The organism is Gaetbulibacter sp. PBL-D1, assembly GCF_050509525.1.
In the GTDB taxonomy this organism is placed as follows: Bacteria; Bacteroidota; Bacteroidia; order Flavobacteriales; family Flavobacteriaceae; genus Gaetbulibacter_B; species Gaetbulibacter_B jejuensis.
The window spans coordinates 13,159-31,999 of sequence record NZ_JBNWKB010000022.1 but is presented as its reverse complement, the minus strand read 5'-3'; the positions used below and the strand labels follow the sequence as shown (position 1 = coordinate 31,999).

The 18,841-nt window shown below is 34.6% G+C and carries 16 protein-coding genes and 1 riboswitch; of the genes, 15 read left to right on the top strand and 1 reads right to left on the bottom strand.

Annotated elements, in window-relative coordinates:
- From ACQ0RB_RS14770 to ACQ0RB_RS14700, 15 genes are all read left to right on the top strand, one after another.
- The coding region (locus ACQ0RB_RS14770; RefSeq protein ID WP_430499405.1) for an aspartate kinase at positions 1–2,050 on the top strand (2,050 nt) is incomplete at its 5' end.
- A gap of 19 nt (positions 2,051–2,069) precedes the next feature.
- Positions 2,070–3,239, top strand: coding sequence for a trans-sulfuration enzyme family protein (locus ACQ0RB_RS14765; protein WP_430499403.1), 1,170 nt, complete (start codon positions 2,070–2,072; stop codon positions 3,237–3,239).
- A gap of 27 nt (positions 3,240–3,266) precedes the next feature.
- A complete protein-coding gene (locus ACQ0RB_RS14760) occupies positions 3,267–3,674 on the top strand; it encodes an RrF2 family transcriptional regulator (RefSeq protein ID WP_131509000.1) in 408 nt (135 codons plus the stop codon).
- A 151-nt stretch (positions 3,675–3,825) separates the two neighbouring features.
- Positions 3,826–4,452, top strand: a complete 627-nt coding sequence (locus tag ACQ0RB_RS14755) for a phosphoadenosine phosphosulfate reductase family protein (RefSeq protein WP_129761090.1) — start codon at positions 3,826–3,828, stop codon at positions 4,450–4,452.
- 15 nt (positions 4,453–4,467) lie between these two features.
- A complete protein-coding gene (locus ACQ0RB_RS14750; RefSeq protein ID WP_430499400.1) occupies positions 4,468–6,558 on the top strand; it encodes a HEPN domain-containing protein in 2,091 nt (696 codons plus the stop codon).
- 2 nt (positions 6,559–6,560) lie between these two features.
- Positions 6,561–7,331 (top strand): uroporphyrinogen-III C-methyltransferase, encoded by a 771-nt coding sequence (cobA, locus tag ACQ0RB_RS14745; protein WP_430499407.1) that lies wholly within the window; start codon positions 6,561–6,563, stop codon positions 7,329–7,331.
- A gap of 2 nt (positions 7,332–7,333) precedes the next feature.
- Positions 7,334–7,921: a precorrin-2 dehydrogenase/sirohydrochlorin ferrochelatase family protein gene (locus ACQ0RB_RS14740; RefSeq protein WP_430499398.1), complete on the top strand. Its 588-nt coding sequence runs from the start codon at positions 7,334–7,336 to the stop codon at positions 7,919–7,921.
- A 2-nt stretch (positions 7,922–7,923) separates the two neighbouring features.
- Positions 7,924–8,973: an NAD(P)/FAD-dependent oxidoreductase gene (locus tag ACQ0RB_RS14735; protein ID WP_134200890.1), complete on the top strand. Its 1,050-nt coding sequence runs from the start codon at positions 7,924–7,926 to the stop codon at positions 8,971–8,973.
- A gap of 134 nt (positions 8,974–9,107) precedes the next feature.
- Positions 9,108–9,845 carry a serine O-acetyltransferase EpsC gene (epsC, locus tag ACQ0RB_RS14730; protein WP_430499396.1) on the top strand — a complete coding sequence of 246 codons (738 nt, stop codon included), beginning with the start codon at positions 9,108–9,110 and terminating at the stop codon, positions 9,843–9,845.
- The gene (gene cysM / locus ACQ0RB_RS14725; protein ID WP_430499394.1) at positions 9,835–10,725 is read left to right on the top strand and encodes a cysteine synthase CysM; all 891 of its coding nucleotides are present in this window, start codon (positions 9,835–9,837) and stop codon (positions 10,723–10,725) included. Before epsC ends, cysM begins: the two co-directional genes overlap by 11 nt.
- 59 nt (positions 10,726–10,784) lie before the next feature.
- Positions 10,785–10,902, top strand: a riboswitch (SAM riboswitch).
- A gap of 48 nt (positions 10,903–10,950) precedes the next feature.
- A complete protein-coding gene (locus ACQ0RB_RS14720) occupies positions 10,951–11,964 on the top strand; it encodes a homocysteine S-methyltransferase family protein (RefSeq protein WP_430499392.1) in 1,014 nt (337 codons plus the stop codon).
- A 3-nt stretch (positions 11,965–11,967) separates the two neighbouring features.
- Complete coding sequence (locus ACQ0RB_RS14715) at positions 11,968–15,129, top strand: vitamin B12 dependent-methionine synthase activation domain-containing protein (protein ID WP_430499390.1); 3,162 nt, start codon at positions 11,968–11,970, stop codon at positions 15,127–15,129.
- Between the two features lie 195 nt (positions 15,130–15,324).
- Entirely contained in the window at positions 15,325–16,278 is a 954-nt protein-coding gene (gene metF, locus ACQ0RB_RS14710; RefSeq protein WP_430499388.1) for a methylenetetrahydrofolate reductase [NAD(P)H], read from the top strand.
- A gap of 34 nt (positions 16,279–16,312) precedes the next feature.
- A complete protein-coding gene (locus tag ACQ0RB_RS14705; RefSeq protein WP_430499386.1) occupies positions 16,313–17,404 on the top strand; it encodes an acyloxyacyl hydrolase in 1,092 nt (363 codons plus the stop codon).
- 113 nt (positions 17,405–17,517) lie between these two features.
- Complete coding sequence (locus ACQ0RB_RS14700) at positions 17,518–18,264, top strand: head GIN domain-containing protein (RefSeq protein WP_430499384.1); 747 nt, start codon at positions 17,518–17,520, stop codon at positions 18,262–18,264.
- Here the strand turns inward: ACQ0RB_RS14700 and ACQ0RB_RS14695 are convergent.
- Positions 18,261–18,833 carry an HNH endonuclease gene (locus tag ACQ0RB_RS14695; RefSeq protein ID WP_430499382.1) on the bottom strand — a complete coding sequence of 191 codons (573 nt, stop codon included), beginning with the start codon at positions 18,831–18,833 and terminating at the stop codon, positions 18,261–18,263. The two genes, ACQ0RB_RS14700 and ACQ0RB_RS14695, sit on opposite strands and share 4 nt — an antisense overlap.
- Positions 18,834–18,841: the final 8 nt, after the last annotated feature.

Here is an 18,841-nt window from a genome sequence, read left to right as displayed (position 1 = left end):
ATTATTAAAATCAAAAGGTGTTAACGCCAACCCAACAGATGCCAGAGTTTTGATAAAAACAGATGCTAATTATATAAATGCACAACCTCAAGATAAGCAATCTAAAGACAATGTTTTGGCGCATTTTAAAAGCTATAATGGTACAACTGTAAACGTTGTAACAGGATTTATCGGCTCTAATAAAAATGGAGAAACGACCTTGTTGGGCAGAAATGGAAGCAATTATTCAGCGTCATTATTGGCAAACTATTTAGATGCCGAAGAACTGCAAAATTACACGCATGTAAATGGTATTTACACAGCAAATCCAGATTTGGTAGAAGATGCACAAAAAATTAGAGAATTATCCTTTAACGAAGCTAACGAATTAGCGAACTTCGGTACAAGCGTTTTACACGCTAAAACCATTATTCCGCTAGTTGAAAAGAATATCAATCTTCGTATTTTAAATACGTTCAATCCAGAAGATGAAGGGACGTTAATCACAGCAAAGTCAAGCAACAAAGAGGTTACGTCTTTGTCAGTTCTAGAAGATGTTGCGCTTATAAATTTAGAAGGTCGTGGTTTGTTAGGTAAAGTTGGTGTTGATGCGAGGATTTTTAAGGCGTTGAGCAATTACGGAATTAGTGTGAGTATTGTATCTCAAGGATCTTCTGAAAGAGGTATTGGTTTGGTGATAAATTCCGCGCAAGCTACACAAGCGGTTATTGCTTTAGAACGTGAGTTTGAAACCGATTTTTACTCAAAAGATGTTAATAAAATTGAAGTGGTAGATGACGTTGCGGTGATTTCTATAATTGGTATCGAGTTAAGTTCGTTCCACAAGCCATTCAATGCGTTAATTAAAAATCAAATTACACCGTTGTTGTTCAACAATACGGTTACAGGACGTAATGTGAGTTTGGTGGTTAAAAAGACACAATTACATAAAGCTGTAAATGTAATTCATGGTGAAATTTTCGGAATTTCAAAAAAGATAAACATCGCTATTTTTGGTCACGGATTGGTTGGTGGCGCTTTGATTAATCAAATTTTAAAATCAAAAACAGAGATTGAAAAGCGTAAAGGCATTAACTTAAATGTGTTCGCCATTGCCAATTCTAAAAAACTATTGTTGGCTAAACATGGCGTTTCAGAAAACTGGAAAACCGAGATTACTTCAGCTGAAGAAAATTATAGTATTCAAGACGTTATCGAGTTTGCTAAAGCGCATCATTTTGAAAATCTTATTGCTGTTGATAACACAGCAAGCAAAGCATTTCATGAGAATTATAAACCATTGGTAGAGGCAGGTTTCGATTTGGTATCGTCTAATAAAATTGCCAATACCATTTCGCATAATTTTTATGCGGATTTACGTCAACATTTAAAAGAAAACAACAAGCAATACTTGTATGAAACTACGGTTGGCGCAGGTTTACCGTTAATAGACACTATTAAACTTTTACATGAATCTGGTGAGAATATTACACGTATTCGTGGTGTGTTTTCAGGAACGTTAAGTTACTTGTTTAATAACTTTTCGGTTCAGGATAAACCATTTAGTACCATTGTTCAAGAAACGATTGATAAAGGCTTTACCGAACCGGATCCACGTGAAGATTTTTCAGGAAATGATGTGGCAAGGAAACTACTTATTCTAGCTCGCGAATTGGATTTAATAAACGAGTTTGATGATGTTGCTGTTCAAAATTTAATACCTGAAGCATATCGTGATATTTCGGTTGCAGAATTTTTACAGCAATTAGATGTTCTTGATTCAGAATTTCAGAATGTAAAAGATAAACAACAACCAAATCATGTATTGCGATATGTTGGTGATTTATCTGGAGATTTACAACAAGACAAAGGGAATCTAGAAGTGAAATTGGTATCAATTCCTGAAGATAGTGCTTTAGGGCAAGTAAAAGGAGCTGATGCTATTTTTGAAGTTTTCACCGAATCGTATGGAGAGCATCCTATTGTAATTCAAGGAGCTGGAGCAGGCGCAGAAGTTACTGCAAGAGGTGTTTTTGGTGATATTTTACGCCTTTCAAAACATATTAACTAAAAGAAAAAAACTAAAGATAATGAGCAAAGAAAACCATTTTGAAACCCAAGCGATACGCACACAAATGGAGCGTTCGCAGTATTTAGAGCATTCAACACCATTGCACTTAACCAGTAGTTTTGTGTTTGAAGATGCCGAAGATATGCGCGCTTCATTTGCCGAAGAAAAAGAGCGTAATATTTACAGCCGATTTACCAACCCAAACACGTCAGAGTTTGTAGATAAAATTTGCAAGTTAGAAGGTGCTGAAGCTGGTTATGCATACGCAACAGGAATGTCGGCTGTGTTTTCAACATTTGCAGCTTTGTTAAATGCAGGTGATCATGTGGTGTCTTGCCGAAGCGTTTTTGGGTCAACACATAGTTTGTTTACCAAATTTTTACCAAAATGGAATATTGAAACGAGCTATTTCAAAGTAAATGAAATTGATAAAATTGAAAGCCTTATTCAACCAAATACTAAAATTCTCTATGCAGAAACGCCAACCAATCCAGCGGTTGATATTTTAGATTTAGAGTTGCTAGGAAACATAGCTAAAAAACACAATTTACTATTGGTGATAGATAACTGTTTTGCAACACCATATTTACAAAACCCTATTAAATTTGGAGCAGATTTGGTTATTCATTCAGCAACTAAATTAATAGATGGTCAAGGTCGTGTTTTAGGTGGTGTTACTGTTGGTAAAGCTGATTTGATTAGAGAAATTTATCTGTTTTCAAGAAATACAGGTCCAGCATTATCACCATTTAATGCGTGGGTATTATCAAAAAGCTTGGAGACACTTTCTGTTCGTGTTGATAGACATTGTGAAAATGCGTTAAAAGTAGCAGAGTTTTTAGAGTCGCATGAAAATGTGCAATTGGTAAAATATCCGTTTTTAAAATCGCATCCGCAATATGACATAGCTAAAAAGCAAATGAAAAAAGGCGGTAATATTGTTGCTTTTGAAATAAAAGGAGGTATTGAAGCTGGAAGACAGTTTTTAAACAAATTGCAACTATTGTCATTGTCAGCAAATTTGGGAGATACCAGAAGTATTGCAACGCATCCAGCATCAACAACACATAGTAAATTGAATGAAGCTGATAGACTTGAAGTTGGAATTTCAGATGGTTTGGTGCGTGTGTCAGTAGGGTTGGAGCATTATGAGGATATTATTGCCGATTTAAACCAAGCGTTAGGTTGATAACAGATTTTAGTTATCTTTGAATTTATGCTTTCAAAGAAAACCAAATATGGCCTAAAAGCGCTAACGTATTTAGCACGACAGGAAGGAAACAAACCTGTTCAAATCAGTGCTATTTCCGAAAGTGAAAATATCTCCAGAAAATTTCTGGAGAGTATTTTATTAACGCTTCGTAAGAATGGGTTTTTAGGATCTAAAAAAGGTAAAAATGGAGGTTATTATCTTCTTAAAGATCCCAAGGATATTAAAATGGCACCAATCATGAGAATCCTTGAAGGTCCTATTGCTATGGTGCCATGCGTGAGTTTAAATTTTTATGAAAAATGCGATGATTGTCCAGACGAAACTGCTTGTGCTGTTCATAGCTTAATGATTGAAGTTAGGGATAGCACACTGCAAATTTTCAACAATAAATCATTGGCAGATTTACTGTAAATCAACACTTTTTTAATTAACGCAAAGGATAACTTTAACGATTTTATTCAAATTTTAACCTAAATAATACCTGCTAGGTAAATATTTTTATATAGTTTTGTTTTTAATTCCTACTATTCCGATAGGAATATAGTAAAAATAAAAAAAATAGATGATAGGACAAACGATAGATATAGCATATTGGAACCAAGTATTAAAAGATAAAACACCTGATGAAATCATTGATTGGGCATTGAGATTAACAAACAATAACATTGTAACAACAAGTTTTGGCGTATACTCTGAAGTTTTGTTAAGTACCATAACCAAGCATAGTAACGACATAAAGGTTATTTGGTGCGATACGTTATACAATCAACCAAGTACTTATGAACATGCTAAAAATATTACAGAGAAGTATCATTTAAATCTTCGTAAATACCAATCGTTATTGAGTAAAGAAGAGGTTGAAAAAACTATAGGTTTTCCATCATTAGAAGATGATAATTTCGATCAGTTTTCAGAGGTTGTAAAATTAGAACCCTTCAAAAGAGCTTTAAAAGAACACAATCCTGAAGTATGGTTTACGAATATTCGTGTAAGACAAACCGAGTTAAGAAATAAGAAAGATATTTTAAGCTTAAGTAAAAACGGCATTTTAAAAGTGAGTCCGTTTTACTATTGGACAGATGCTGATTTAGACGCTTACGTTGCAAAGCATAATTTAACCAAAAACGTCGATTATTTCGACCCAATAAAAGCACTTCAAAGTAGAGAGTGCGGAATTCATTTACAATAAAAAAAGCGACGCACCATGCAGAGTTTTAGAACAGAAATAGAAAATCCAGTTGTAGAGAAAGACATTATAGAATTAGCCAGAAAAATTGAGCTATTCCATAATGGAAACATTGATGAAGAAAAGTTTAGAAGCTTACGTCTTGCTCGTGGTGTTTATGGGCAAAGACAGCAAGGTGTTCAAATGATTCGTATAAAATTGCCTTACGGAAAAGTGTTAAGTAAACAATTACGCCGAATTGCAGATGTTTCAGACGAATATTCTCGCGGCAGATTGCACATCACTACCAGACAAGACATACAAATTCATTACGTAGATCTTGATAGAACGCCAGAGCTTTGGGCAGAATTAGAACGTGACGATGTAACCCTTCGTGAAGCTTGTGGTAATACGGTAAGAAATGTAACAGCAAGCGAAACTGCTGGGATTGACGTAAACGAGCCTTTTGATGTGTCACCTTATGCAGATGCCTTGTTTAAGTTCTTTTTGCGTAACCCAATTTGTCAAGAAATGGGACGTAAGTTTAAAGTGTCATTTTCAGCTTCAGATGAAGACACAGGATTGTCTTACATGCACGATTTAGGCTTTATCGCAAAAGTTGAAAACAATGTACGTGGCTTTAAAGTGATGCTTGGTGGCGGATTAGGTTCGCAACCACGACATGCCGATATGTTTTATGAATTTTTGCCTAGTGATAAAATTATTCCAGTAATGGAAGGTGTTTTGCGCATTTTTGATCGTTATGGCGAACGTAAAAGTCGTGCAAAAGCGCGTATGAAATTCTTAATAAAAGATATTGGTTTAGAAGAATTTAAGCGACTTGTAGCAGAAGAACAAAAAGCAATAGAATTTGAATCTGTTCCAATTGATGCAGAACATTATCCAGTTTCAAAACCAGTAAATGTTACTGCGCCAAAAGTTGATATAAAAGACGAAAAAGCATTTCAAACTTGGAAAAACACCAATGTTATCAAACAAAAACAAGATGGTTATGTCGCGATAGGAATAAAGGTGTTGTTAGGTGATTTTTACACAGACAAAGCACGATTGTTAGCTAATTTAGTTGAAGATTATGCAGCAGGAGAAATACGATTAAGCTTACGTCAAAACATATTAATTCCGTTTGTTAAGGAAGATTTATTGCCATATTTCTATCAAGAATTATCCAAATTAGGCTTTGCAGAAGCTGGTTACAACAAAGCGGTAGATATTACAGCTTGTCCAGGAACAGATACTTGTAATTTAGGAATAGCAAGCAGTACAGGAATTGCCGAAGAATTAGAACGCGTCATTAAAACCGAATATCCGCAATATTTAAATAACAAAGATCTTGTAATTAAAATTAGTGGTTGTATGAATGCTTGTGGACAGCACAATATGGCAAATATTGGATTTCAAGGTATGTCAATTCGTACACCAGATAAATTAGTTGCACCAGCATTGCAAGTACTTTTAGGTGGTGCAAACAAAGGTAACGGTCAAGGTGTTTTTGCAGACAAAGTAGTAAAAGTTCCAAGTCGTCGTGCGCCAATAGCGTTACGTCGTTTGTTAGATGATTTTCAAATCAATGCAAATAACTTATCGTTTGAAGATTACTATCAACACAAAGGGCAAATGTATTTTTACGATATGCTTACAGACCTATCAGATGTAAGCAATTTAACACAAGACGATTTTATCGATTGGGGAAATACCGAAGTTTATGAAAAAGCAATTGGTATTGGTGAATGTGCTGGTGTAGTTATCGATTTAATTTCAACTTTATTTTTAGAAAGCGAAGAAAAACTAGAGCTAGCAAAAGAAGCATTAGAGAACAACGTGTATTCTCACGCCATTTATCACACGTATAATGCGTTTGTAAATTCAGCTAAAGCAATATTGCTAACAGAAAATAAATCTACCAATTCTCAAGCAGGAATTATTAAGCAGTTTGATGAAGATTTTGTAGCAACAAAGCGTATTCCGATAGACGTATCATTTTCAGAGTTGGTATTTCAAATTAAAGAAAACGCTCCAAGTAAAGCATTTGCAGAACAATATTTTAAAAGTGCCGAAGCCTTTTTAAAAACAGTAAAAACCTATCGTGAAAACGATCAAAAAGTAGCATGATGATGAAGACAATAATTCCAAAATTAACAATAGTTGGTGCAGGACCTGGCGATCCAGAATTAATAACGCTTAAGGCTATTAAAGCAATTCAATCGGCAGATGTAATTCTCTACGATGCTCTAATAAACAAAGATTTGCTTGACTATGCGTCAAAAAAGGCAGAACTGATTTTTGTTGGTAAACGCAAAGGTTGTTATGCTTATCAACAAGAACAAATTAATGAGTTAATCGTTCAGCGAGCAAAAACAAAAGGACATGTTGTAAGACTAAAAGGAGGCGATCCTTTTGTGTTTGGTCGTGGAGCAGAAGAGATAGATTATGTAAAACCTTTTGGTTTAGAAACTTTTGTGGTGCCAGGTATTTCTTCAGCTTTAGCAGTGCCAGCATTTCAAGGTATTCCGTTAACAAAACGTGGTGCTTCAGAAAGTTTTTGGGTCATTACTGGTACAACCAAATCACACAATATGTCTAATGATATTGTACTTGCAGCAAAATCTACCGCAACAGTGGTAATCCTTATGGGAATGGGAAAACTACAGCAAATTATGGACGTGTTTTCATCCGAAGGTAAAGCAAATACTGCAGTAGGAATTATTCAAAACGGAACAACAAAAGATGAAAAATTTGGCATTGGAACTGTAAGTACAATTTGCGATGTTGTAAAAAAGCAGCAACTGTCTAATCCAGCAATTATTGTAGTTGGTGATGTAGTAAAACAGCGTGTTGCGCTTAATTCAATAGCTAAACAAGTAGAAACTTTAAAAGTAGCATAACCATGAATGAAAGAAATAATTTATACCCAATTTTTATAAAAATGCACAGCGTTAATACGCTAATTGTTGGTGGTGGTTATGTGGCTTTAGAAAAGTTGACGTTTTTACTAAAATCTAGTCCTAACGCTAAAGTTACTATGGTTGCTAATTTTTTTAGACCAGATGTTATAACACTAGCAAAGCGGTTTGATGTTAAGTTAATCAAGATGTCTTATCACGATTCGTTTTTATTGGATCAAGATTTAATTATTGCAGCGACTGACAACCCAGAAGTAAATAAGCAAATTTACAACGATGCCAAAGCAAATCACATATTGGTAAATGTTGCAGATACACCAGAGTTGTGTGATTTTTATTTAGGAGGTATTGTTACCAAAGGTCATGTAAAAGTCGCTATTTCTACCAACGGAAAATCGCCAACAACAGCAAAACGTTTAAGACAGTTTTTTGAAGACGTCATTCCAGAAAACATAGACGATTTAGTGCAAAATTTAAACCGATTTAGAAAAACAATTAAAGGCGATTTTGAACATAAAGTTCAAACCTTAAACAATGTGACTAAAACATTAATTTCAAACAAACAGATTTAAACATGATTAAAACCGATATATTAATAATAGGCGCAGGACCAACCGGATTATTTACCGTTTTTGAAGCAGGATTATTAAAATTAAAATGTCATTTAATAGATGCATTAGCGCAACCAGGTGGACAATGTTCAGAGATTTACCCAAAGAAGCCAATCTATGACATTCCTGGATTTCCTGAAATTTTAGCAGGCGATTTAACCAAAAATTTATTGGAACAAGGCAAGCAGTTTGAACCTGGTTTTACGTTAGGAGAACGCGCAGAAACCATAGAAAAGTTAGAAGACGGTTCGTTTATTGTAACAACAAATAAAGGCACGAAACATCATGCGCCAGTAGTAGCAATTGCTGGTGGATTAGGAAGTTTTGAACCTAGAAAGCCTAAAATTGAAAACCTAGAATTTTACGAAGATAAAGGTGTTGAATACATGATTAAAGACCCAGAAGTGTATCGCAACAAGAAAGTAGTGATTTCTGGTGGTGGTGATTCGGCTTTAGACTGGAGTATTTTTCTTGCTGATATTGCGTCAGAAGTGACTTTAGTTCACAGAAGAAACGAGTTTCGTGGCGCTTTAGATTCTGTAGAAAAAGTAAAAGAGTTAAAACTTTTAGGAAAGATTAATTTAATTACACCAGCTGAAGTTACAGCTATTCATGGTAATCAAAATGTTGAAGGTGTAACAATTGAAAAAGAAGGCGAAAACATACTTTTAGAAGCAGATCATTTTATTCCGCTGTTTGGTCTATCACCAAAACTTGGACCTATTTCAGATTGGGGATTAGAGATTGAAAAAAATGCCATAAAAGTTGATACGTTAGATTATCAAACCAATATTCCTGGAGTTTTTGCTATAGGCGATGTTAATACCTACGAAGGTAAATTAAAGCTGATTTTATGTGGTTTCCACGAGGCAACATTAATGTGTCAATCGGCTTATAAAATTATCAATCCTGGTAAAAAATATGTTTTAAAGTATACAACCGTTAGTGGTGTTGATGGTTTTGATGGAACCAGAAAAGAAGCGCCAAAAGCAGTTGTGCAAGCAATAGATTAATGATTAGTTGCTGTATATTTAGTTGTAATTCCTCGTGGTGAAATTTTTTTACTACGAGGTTTTATTTTAATAAAATCTTAAAGCTTGTGATAAACTAAAAATGGAATAGTAATTTTAGCATTCATAAGAAAAACATGCAGATAAATTTACGAATTAAAGAGACCGTTTCAGATGTAACAAAGCAATTGTTCTATGCATTGTTTGATGATGAAGTAAGACAAAAAGAACAACTGAAACAGCTAAAGCCTATATTTAAAACAGTTGTTGAAGACATTACAGATAAAGACTCTGAAGTCATTTGGAGTACTTTTGAAAGTATGCTTCCAACGATAAAAAAGAAAATTGAGTTAGATGCCAAAGCTGCCGAAAAAAATGATCCAGCTTGTAAGAGTTTGCAAGAAATTTATCTAGCATATCCAGGCTTTCATGCCATAGCAATTTATAGGATGAGTCACGAATTATTTAAAATGGATTTACCTATTATTTCTAGAATGATGAGCGAGTGTGTTCATGGAAAAACAGGTATCGATATTCATCCTGGAGCAACCATTGGTGATTCATTTTTTATAGATCATGGAACAGGAATTGTAATTGGAGAAACTAGTATTATCAAAAACAATGTCAAGATATTTCAAGGTGTTACTTTAGGTGGATTGTCGGTTAAAAAAAGTTTGTCGCAAACCAAACGTCATCCAACCATAGAAGATAATGTAACAATTTACGCCAACGCAACTATTTTAGGAGGCGATATTGTAATAGGAAAAAATAGCGTAATTGGTGCCAATGTATGGATTACGCAATCTGTTCCGCCAAACTCATTAGTGACCTATAAGTCAGAAATTAATATAAGCACAAGAGATCATGATAAATAGCCAGACCATAACCCATTTAATAGGCAATACACCGTTAATTGAAGTTCAAAATATTCTAAAAAAAGATGGTGTAAGACTATTCTTAAAGCTTGAAGGAAAAAATCCTGGCGGAAGCGTAAAAGATCGTGCTGCATTTAATATGATAAGCGAAGCTTTAAAACGAGGTGATATTAAACCTGGCGATACTTTGGTTGAAGCAACTAGTGGTAATACAGGTATTGCATTAGCTTTTATTGCGAAATTATTAGGCGTAAATATGATTTTAGTAATGCCTGAAAATTCTACCGAAGAGCGAATAAAAACCATGCGTGCTTATGGTGCCGAATTAATTTTAACGTCTTCCGAAGTTGGTATTGAAGGCGCTCGCGATGAAGCCGAAAGACTTCATAATGAAAAAGGCTATTTTATGCTGAACCAGTTTGCAAATGATGATAACTGGAAAGCGCATTACAAAACTACAGGTCCAGAAATTTGGCGAGATACCAATCAGCAAGTTACTCATTTTGTCTCTGCAATGGGTACAACAGGTACAATTATGGGTGTATCTACTTACTTAAAAGAGCAAAATCCAGACATAACTATAGTTGGTGCGCAACCTAAAGATGGTGCAAAAATTCCGGGAATTAGAAAATGGCCAGAAGCTTACAGACCTAAAATATTTAATCCTCAAAAAGTAGATCAAGTTGTAGAAATAAGTGAAGAAGACGCAAAAAAAACAGCTAATTTACTAGCAACTCAAGAAGGTGTTTTTGCAGGTATGAGTAGTGGTGGTTCTGTAGCATCGGCTTTAAAAATAGCGCAAACTATAGATAAAGGTGTTATTGTGGCAATCATTTGCGATATAGGTGATAGATATTTGTCTTCAGATTTGTTTGAATAAATATTGCGATTCAATTTTTTATTACGTTACTTTGTCCCATAGTTCATAATTAATATTGATTGTTATCACGAAAGGCAGAGGGAATAGACCCGTTGAAGCCTTAGCAACCCTTAATTTTCTTTAATAAGAAATTTAAGAAGGTGCTAAATTCTACCCATTTTTTGGGACAGATAACCCGAGAATTATTCTTCTCTCTTTTCATGATGACATTTTAAAAATTATAAAATGTCAGACATTTTCAAAATATTACAACAACGAATTTTAGTTTTAGATGGCGCAATGGGAACCATGTTGCAGCGCTATAATTTTACTGAAGACGATTTTCGTGGTTCAAGATTCAAAGATTTTAATCATCCATTAAAAGGAAATAACGATTTATTATCGCTAACACAACCAGAAGCTATTGCCGAAGTACATAGAAAGTATTTCGAAGCTGGCGCAGATATAGTTGAAACCAATACCTTCTCTGGTACAACTATTGGTATGGCAGATTACCATATGGAAGATTTGGTGTACGAATTAAATTTTGAATCGGCTAAAATCGCCAAACAAGTTGCTGATGAATTTACAAAAGCCAATCCTGAAAAACCACGTTTTGTGGCAGGAAGTATCGGTCCAACAAACCGAACGGCAAGTTTAAGTCCAGATGTAAACAGACCAGAATATCGCGCAGTAACCTTTGATGAATTACGCATTGCTTACAAACAACAAGTTGAAGCTTTAATTGATGGCGGAAGCGATATTTTGTTAGTCGAAACTATTTTCGATACGCTAAATGCCAAAGCAGCATTATTCGCCATTCAAGAAGTTAAGGAAGAACGTAATATTGACATTCCGGTTATGGTATCTGGAACCATTACCGATGCTTCTGGTAGAACCTTATCTGGGCAAACTGTAGAAGCATTTTTAATTTCAATATCGCATATTCCGTTGTTAAGTGTAGGTTTTAATTGCGCACTTGGTGCAGACCAATTACAACCGTATTTAAAACGTTTATCTCACGAAACCGATTTTTATACATCAGCACACCCAAACGCAGGATTACCAAATGCATTTGGCGAGTACGACCAAACAGCCAAACAAATGCAACAGCTAATTGAAAACTACCTAAAAGATGATTTAATAAACATCATTGGTGGTTGTTGCGGTACAACACCAGAACACATAAAAGCGATTGCTGAAGTTGCTGCTAATTACAAACCTAGAGCTGTCGGTTCGAGCGCAGTTGAGAACTTTTAATGTATGAAAGAGAATAAAAACCGATATCTTAAACTTTCTGGCTTAGAACCATTAATAATAACACCTGAAAGTAATTTTATAAACGTTGGCGAACGCACTAACGTAACAGGTTCGCGTAAATTTTTACGATTAATAAAAGAAGAAAACTATGCCGAAGCATTAGATGTTGCAAGAGACCAAGTGGAAGGTGGCGCGCAAATCATAGATGTCAATATGGATGAAGGTATGCTTGACGGAAAACACGCAATGGTAACCTTCTTAAATCTTATCGCATCAGAGCCAGATATTGCACGCTTGCCCATAATGATTGATAGCTCGAAATGGGATATTATCGAAGCAGGTTTGCAAGTCGTACAAGGTAAATCGGTTGTAAATTCTATCAGTTTAAAGGAAGGTGAAGCGACTTTTATTCATCACGCAAAACTTATCAAACGTTATGGTGCAGCAGTAATCGTTATGGCGTTTGATGAAGATGGTCAAGCCGATACCTACGAGCGTAGGATAGAAATATGTAAACGCTCTTACGATATATTGGTAAATCAAGTTCAATTTCCACCAGAAGACATCATTTTTGATCCTAATATTTTTCCTGTGGCAACCGGAATGGAAGAGCATCGTTTAAATGCTTTAGACTTTTTTAATGCTACAAAATGGATTAAAGAAAATCTACCTTATGCCAGCGTTTCTGGTGGCGTAAGTAATGTGTCGTTTTCGTTTAGAGGAAACAATGTTGTGCGTGAAGCCATTAACGCAGCATTTTTATATCACGCGATTCAACACGGAATGAATATGGGAATCGTAAACCCAACAATGTTGGAAGTGTATGACGAAATTCCGAAGGATTTATTAGAACACGTTGAAGATGTACTTTTTGATAAACGAGACGATGCAACCGAACGCTTACTAGAATTTGCCGAAACCGTAAAAGGGCAGAAAAAAGACGATGTAGCAAAGGTACAAGAATGGCGAAGCGAACCCTTGCAAGATCGCATTACGCACGCTTTGGTAAAAGGTATTGATACGTTTATTGTTGAAGATGTTGAAGAAGCAAGACAAGTCGTAAACAAACCGATTCAAGTTATCGAAGGTCACTTAATGACCGGAATGAATGTGGTTGGCGATTTGTTTGGAAGCGGAAAAATGTTTTTGCCTCAAGTCGTAAAATCAGCTCGAGTGATGAAAAAAGCTGTTGCTTATTTACAGCCTTATATTGAAGCTGAAAAAAAAGCCCCTAAATCCCCAAAGGGGACTTTGCATTGGAAAACTGCTGATCCGGTTTTATATAATTTATTAAAAGATTTTGCAAAACAGATGCGTAATCAACCTACTGAAGCCGAATCATTGCTATGGAAGGTTTTAAGTAATAAACAATTAGATGGTTTTAAGTTTAGAAAACAACATATTATTGGAAGTTACATAGCAGATTTTATTTGTCTTAAAGCCAACCTTATTGTTGAAGTAGATGGTTCAATACATCAATTACCAGAAAATCAAACTTCAGATGAAGAAAGAACCAAATGGTTAGAAAATGAAGGCTATCGTGTTATCAGGTTTACTAATAAGGAGGTTTTGAGCAATTTAGATGATGTTATTAAACAAATTAGAGAGAATCTTGCGGTTCCTCCTTTGGAGGTTAGGAGGCAAGGCAAGATTCTTATGGCAACCGTAAAAGGAGATGTGCACGATATTGGTAAAAATATTGTGAGTGTTGTTTTGGGTTGTAATAATTACGAGATAGTGGATTTAGGCGTAATGGTTCCACCAGAAAAAATCATTGAAACCGCTAAAAAAGAAAACGTCGATGTTATCGGATTAAGCGGTTTAATTACACCATCGTTAGACGAGATGGTTTACGTTTCGCAAGAAATGGAAAAACAAGGGTTTAATATTCCGTTGTTAATTGGTGGAGCAACAACTTCTAGAGCACATTCTGCGGTAAAAATTGCACCACATTATTCCAACACAGTTGTGCACGTAAACGACGCGTCTAGAGCTGTAACTGTTGTTGGAAATCTGCTGCAGAAAGACAACAAAGTGTATAAAGAACAGATTCGTGAGGAATACGAAAAATTCCGTGAGCAGTTTTTAAAACGTGGTAAGAAAAAAGAATATGTTTCTATTGAAGAAGCACGTGAACGAAAGTTTAAAATCGATTGGAACACAACAGACATTGTAATGCCAAAACAATTAGGAATACAAGATATTCAAGATTTTGATATTACGATTTTAGAAGATTATATCGATTGGTCACCATTTTTTAGAAGTTGGGATTTACACGGAAAATATCCAGATATTTTAACCGACGATATTGTTGGTAAACAGGCAACCGAATTGTTTAAAGATGCTAGAGTTTTGCTTCAAAAAGTCTTTGATGAAAAGCTATTGAAAGCCAAAGCGGTTTTTGGGTTATTTCCTGCAAATACTGTAAATGATGATGATATTGAGTTCTCGACTGCGCTCGAACAGACAATTGAAAACTTTAATGCTGAATCAGGTCACCTTGAGCGCAGTCGAAAGGTTGATTCAACATCTAGCCAAATACCAAACACCAAACACCAATTCCTAACACTGCGTCAGCAACTCAAAAAACGAGAAGGCGTTCCTAATTTTGCATTAGCCGATTTTATCGCGCCTAAAGACACAGGAATTCAAGATTACATCGGTTGTTTTTGCGTGACTACAGGTTTTGGAACCGAGCAATTAGCAAAAGAATTTGAAGCGAATCACGACGATTATAATGCCATAATGATTAAAGCATTAGCCGATAGATTAGCTGAAGCTTTTGCAGAATATTTACACAAAGAAGTACGAACCAAACATTGGAACTACGCTTCTGAAGACCATTTAACTAACGAAGATTTAATTGCCGAAAGTTATAAAGGTATTCGTCCTGCTCCAGGTTATCCAGCTTGTCCGGATCATTTAGAAAAGAAGACCATTTGGGGCATTTTAAAAGTCGAAGAAACCATTGGTGTAAAACTAACCGAAAGTCTTGCGATGTGGCCAGCAGCAAGTGTAAGCGGTTATTATTTTGCAAATCCAGAAGCTAAATATTTTGGGTTAGGAAAAATTACCCAAGATCAATTAGAAGATTACGCCAAACGACGTGGTATGTCAACCGAAGAAGCTCAAAAGTGGCTGAATCCAAACTTGTCAGAAAATTAACTAATAATTACAAATAAATTAATATTCGATATTAAATAAATCACTAATCTTGCAGCAACAAATTTGCTATAAAAATGACAAAATTTAAAGTAGAAATACGATTTGCTTTTCAGTTGATTTTAATCACTGGATTGTCTTTGTTGGTTGCATATTTATCGGCTTAAAATACGATAAGATTGGTGCCAAACATAGACTATGAAGGTAACCGAACATATAAAGCAAGCCAAAGGAAAAACCTTGTTTTCTTTTGAGATCATTCCTCCACAAAAAGGAAGTAACATTAAAGAGTTATACAACAATATTGACCCTTTAATGGAGTTCAAGCCACCATTTATTGATGTAACAACGTCTAGGGAGCAACATGTTTATATAGAAAAGGACGGTTTGTTAGATCGAAAAATTACGCGTATGCGACCAGGAACCGTTGGTATTTGTGCGTCTTTAAAATATAAATACAACGTTGATACAGTTCCGCATGTGTTATGTGGCGGTTTTAGTAGAGAAGAAACCGAATATTTACTTGTAGATTGCCACTATTTAGGAATTGATAATGTTATGGCATTGCGAGGTGATGCTATGAGTCATCAAAAGTATTTTGAACCTTCAAAAGGAGGTCATCAATATGCTAGTGAATTGGTTGAGCAAATTCAAAGTTTAAATAAAGGAAAATACTTGCACGATGTTATTGAAGCTAGCGATAAAGCTGACTTTTGCATAGGTGTTGCTGGTTATCCTGAAAAACACATTGAAGCACCTTCGTTACAAAGCGATTTAAAACGCTTAAAACACAAAGTAGATTGTGGTGCAGATTACGTCGTGACGCAAATGTTTTTTGATAATAAAAAATACTTTGAATTTGTTAAAGCTGCGAAACAAGCAGGAATTACAGTGCCAATAATTCCAGGAATAAAGCCAATTGCGACCAAAAAACATTTACAATTATTACCGCAAGTATTTAAAATAGATTTACCAGAAGATTTGATTGATGCTGTTGAGGATTGTAAAGACAATAAAGCTGTGCGACAAGTAGGTGTAGAATGGGCAATTAAACAATCTAAAGAATTACAAAACGCAGGTGTGCCAGTATTACATTATTACTCAATGGGTAAAAGTGATAACATAAAAGCAATTGCAGAGCATTTGTTCTAAATATTCTGTTATTTTTGCTTCACTAAATTAAACTATGAAGCAGCTTATTACCTATACTTTTTTGTTTTGTTGTGCTTTTATTTTTGCGCAGGAAAAGCAAACAACATCTACTTTTGATGTCAATTATTTTAAAGGTAATATTGCGCTTCATAATGATGATATTCTTCATTTAATCAATGGGCATCCCGAAGGTTTTATTTTAAGTTGGAATAAAAAAACCTTTGGTCATCAAGCTTGGGAGCAACGTTACAACTATCCTGATTATGGTGTGTCATTCGCCTATCAAAATTTAAAAAACGAGGTCTTAGGAGATAATTATTCTTTGTACGCACATTATAATTTTTATTTTTTTAAAAGGAACTTAATGTTGCGAATTGGTCAAGGTTTAGCCTATACAACCAACCCTTATGATAAGGTTGATAATCATAAAAATATAGCGTTTGGTTCTCGTTTGTTGAGTAGTACCTATTTAATGCTCAACTATAAAAAAGAACGCTTGTTTGATAGGTTTGGATTTCAAACAGGGTTAAGCCTTATTCATTATTCAAACGCTAATGTAAAAGCACCAAATACTAGTGTTAATTCCATAACCTTTAATGTTGGATTGACGTATAATTTAGAAGATGAAACTCCTGAGTATATCTATAACCTTTCTGAAGAAAAATTCACAGAACCCATTAAATTCAATTTTGCTTTAAGAAGTGGTATAAACGAAAGTGATGTAGTTGGTAGCGGTCAATATCCTTTTTTAGTTGTGTCTGCTTATGCAGATAAACGTTTAAGCCATGAAAGTGCAGTACAATTGGGAGCAGATGTATTTTTCTCGCAATTCTTGGAAGAATTGATTTACTATAAATCTGTTGCTTTTCCTGAAGATAACGTTAGTGGAGATGAAGACTGGAAACGTGTTGGTGTTTTTGCTGGTCATGAGTTGTTTATTAATAAACTGTCTGTTGTAACACAGTTGGGGTATTATGTTTATTACCCATACGATTTTGAAGGTAGAACCTATTTTAGAGTGGGAATGAAGCGTTATTTTGGAGATAAAATATTTGGAGCACTAACTTTAAAATCTCATGGTGCAAAAGCCGAAGCTGTTGAAATTGGTATTGGTGTTAGATTGTAAATGCTTGTTATTCTACATTTTATATGGAATATAAATGAAAGCATGCAAATAGATCCTGAATCAAGTTCAGGATGACAAAAAGAGAATAATAAATATTCGTGAATTAGTGGCTAATGAAAAAAATAGTTTACATAGTAAGTTTTATAATGCTTTTTGCTTGTGATAGCGAGGATGCGAGCGACTGTTTTCAAACCACAGGAACCATTGTGCAAGAAGTTGTAGAAGTTGCAACTTTTGATAAAATTTTGGTGAATAGAAATGTGCAGTTGATTTTAAAACAAGACGCTGAAACAACTATTGTTATTGAAACTGGTGAAAACTTACTGTCTGATGTTGTAGTAAAAGTTGAAAACGCACAACTTATACTTTCAGATAATAATACTTGCAATTTAGTAAGAGACTACGCTGCAACAAAAGTGTATGTTACTGCACCAAATATTACTGAAATAAGAAGCTCAACTCAGTTTGAAATACAGTCTGAAGGTGTTTTGAACTATAATAATTTATCGCTGTTGTCAGAAGATTTTAACGCACCAGGAACGTTTACAGTTGGCGATTTTAGAATGGAACTTAATAGCAACCAAGTTAGAGTTACATCTAACAATATCGCGTCTTTTTACCTTTCAGGAGTAACTAACAATTTATTTGTAGGTTTTTATTCTGGAGCAGGTCGTTTTGAAGGCGAACAACTTATAGCCCAAAATGTTGATGTGTATCATCGTGGAAGTAATGATATGATTGTAAATCCGCAAGTAGAGTTAACAGGCAAATTACTTGGTACAGGAAATTTGATTTCAGTAAATCAACCACCAATTGTTGAGGTGGAAACGTTGTATACAGGAAGACTGATGTTTAACTAAATCTTTTCATGAAGTTTTTTGTGACATTCAGAACAAACAGTAATTAAATCATCTAAATTTTCATTAAATACATTTTCATAATGTAAGTGATGAATTTCTAGATCGATATTGGAATTGCAATTTTTACAAGTATAATTGTCTCTTAGAAGAACCTTATCTTTTTTTATTTTCCATTTTTCAGATAATAAGTAATTATGGTATTTATATCTTTTGGAGTTTTTTAATTTAAAAATTTCCTTAAGTCGTATTAATTCATCATGTTCATTTTCTTTTGATTCTTTAAATTCTTCAAATCTATCTTCACTAAATTCATCTTCAATTAAATTGTCGTATTTTTTTGAAAGAGGTTTATTTCTATTTGATGAGCCTCCACAATTTAAGCATTGGTACCATATGAAAATTCGATTTGCTTGTCTGTGAACAGTAACAACTTCATCAATATTTCTACAGCATTGTTTTGATATCTTGTAAGTCCAATAGCCACAGTTTAAACAGTCAAATACATCCCAATGATTATAATCTCTTTTTAATTTAACACTTTTTGAATTACATTTAAAACAAGTTGTCATTTAATTAA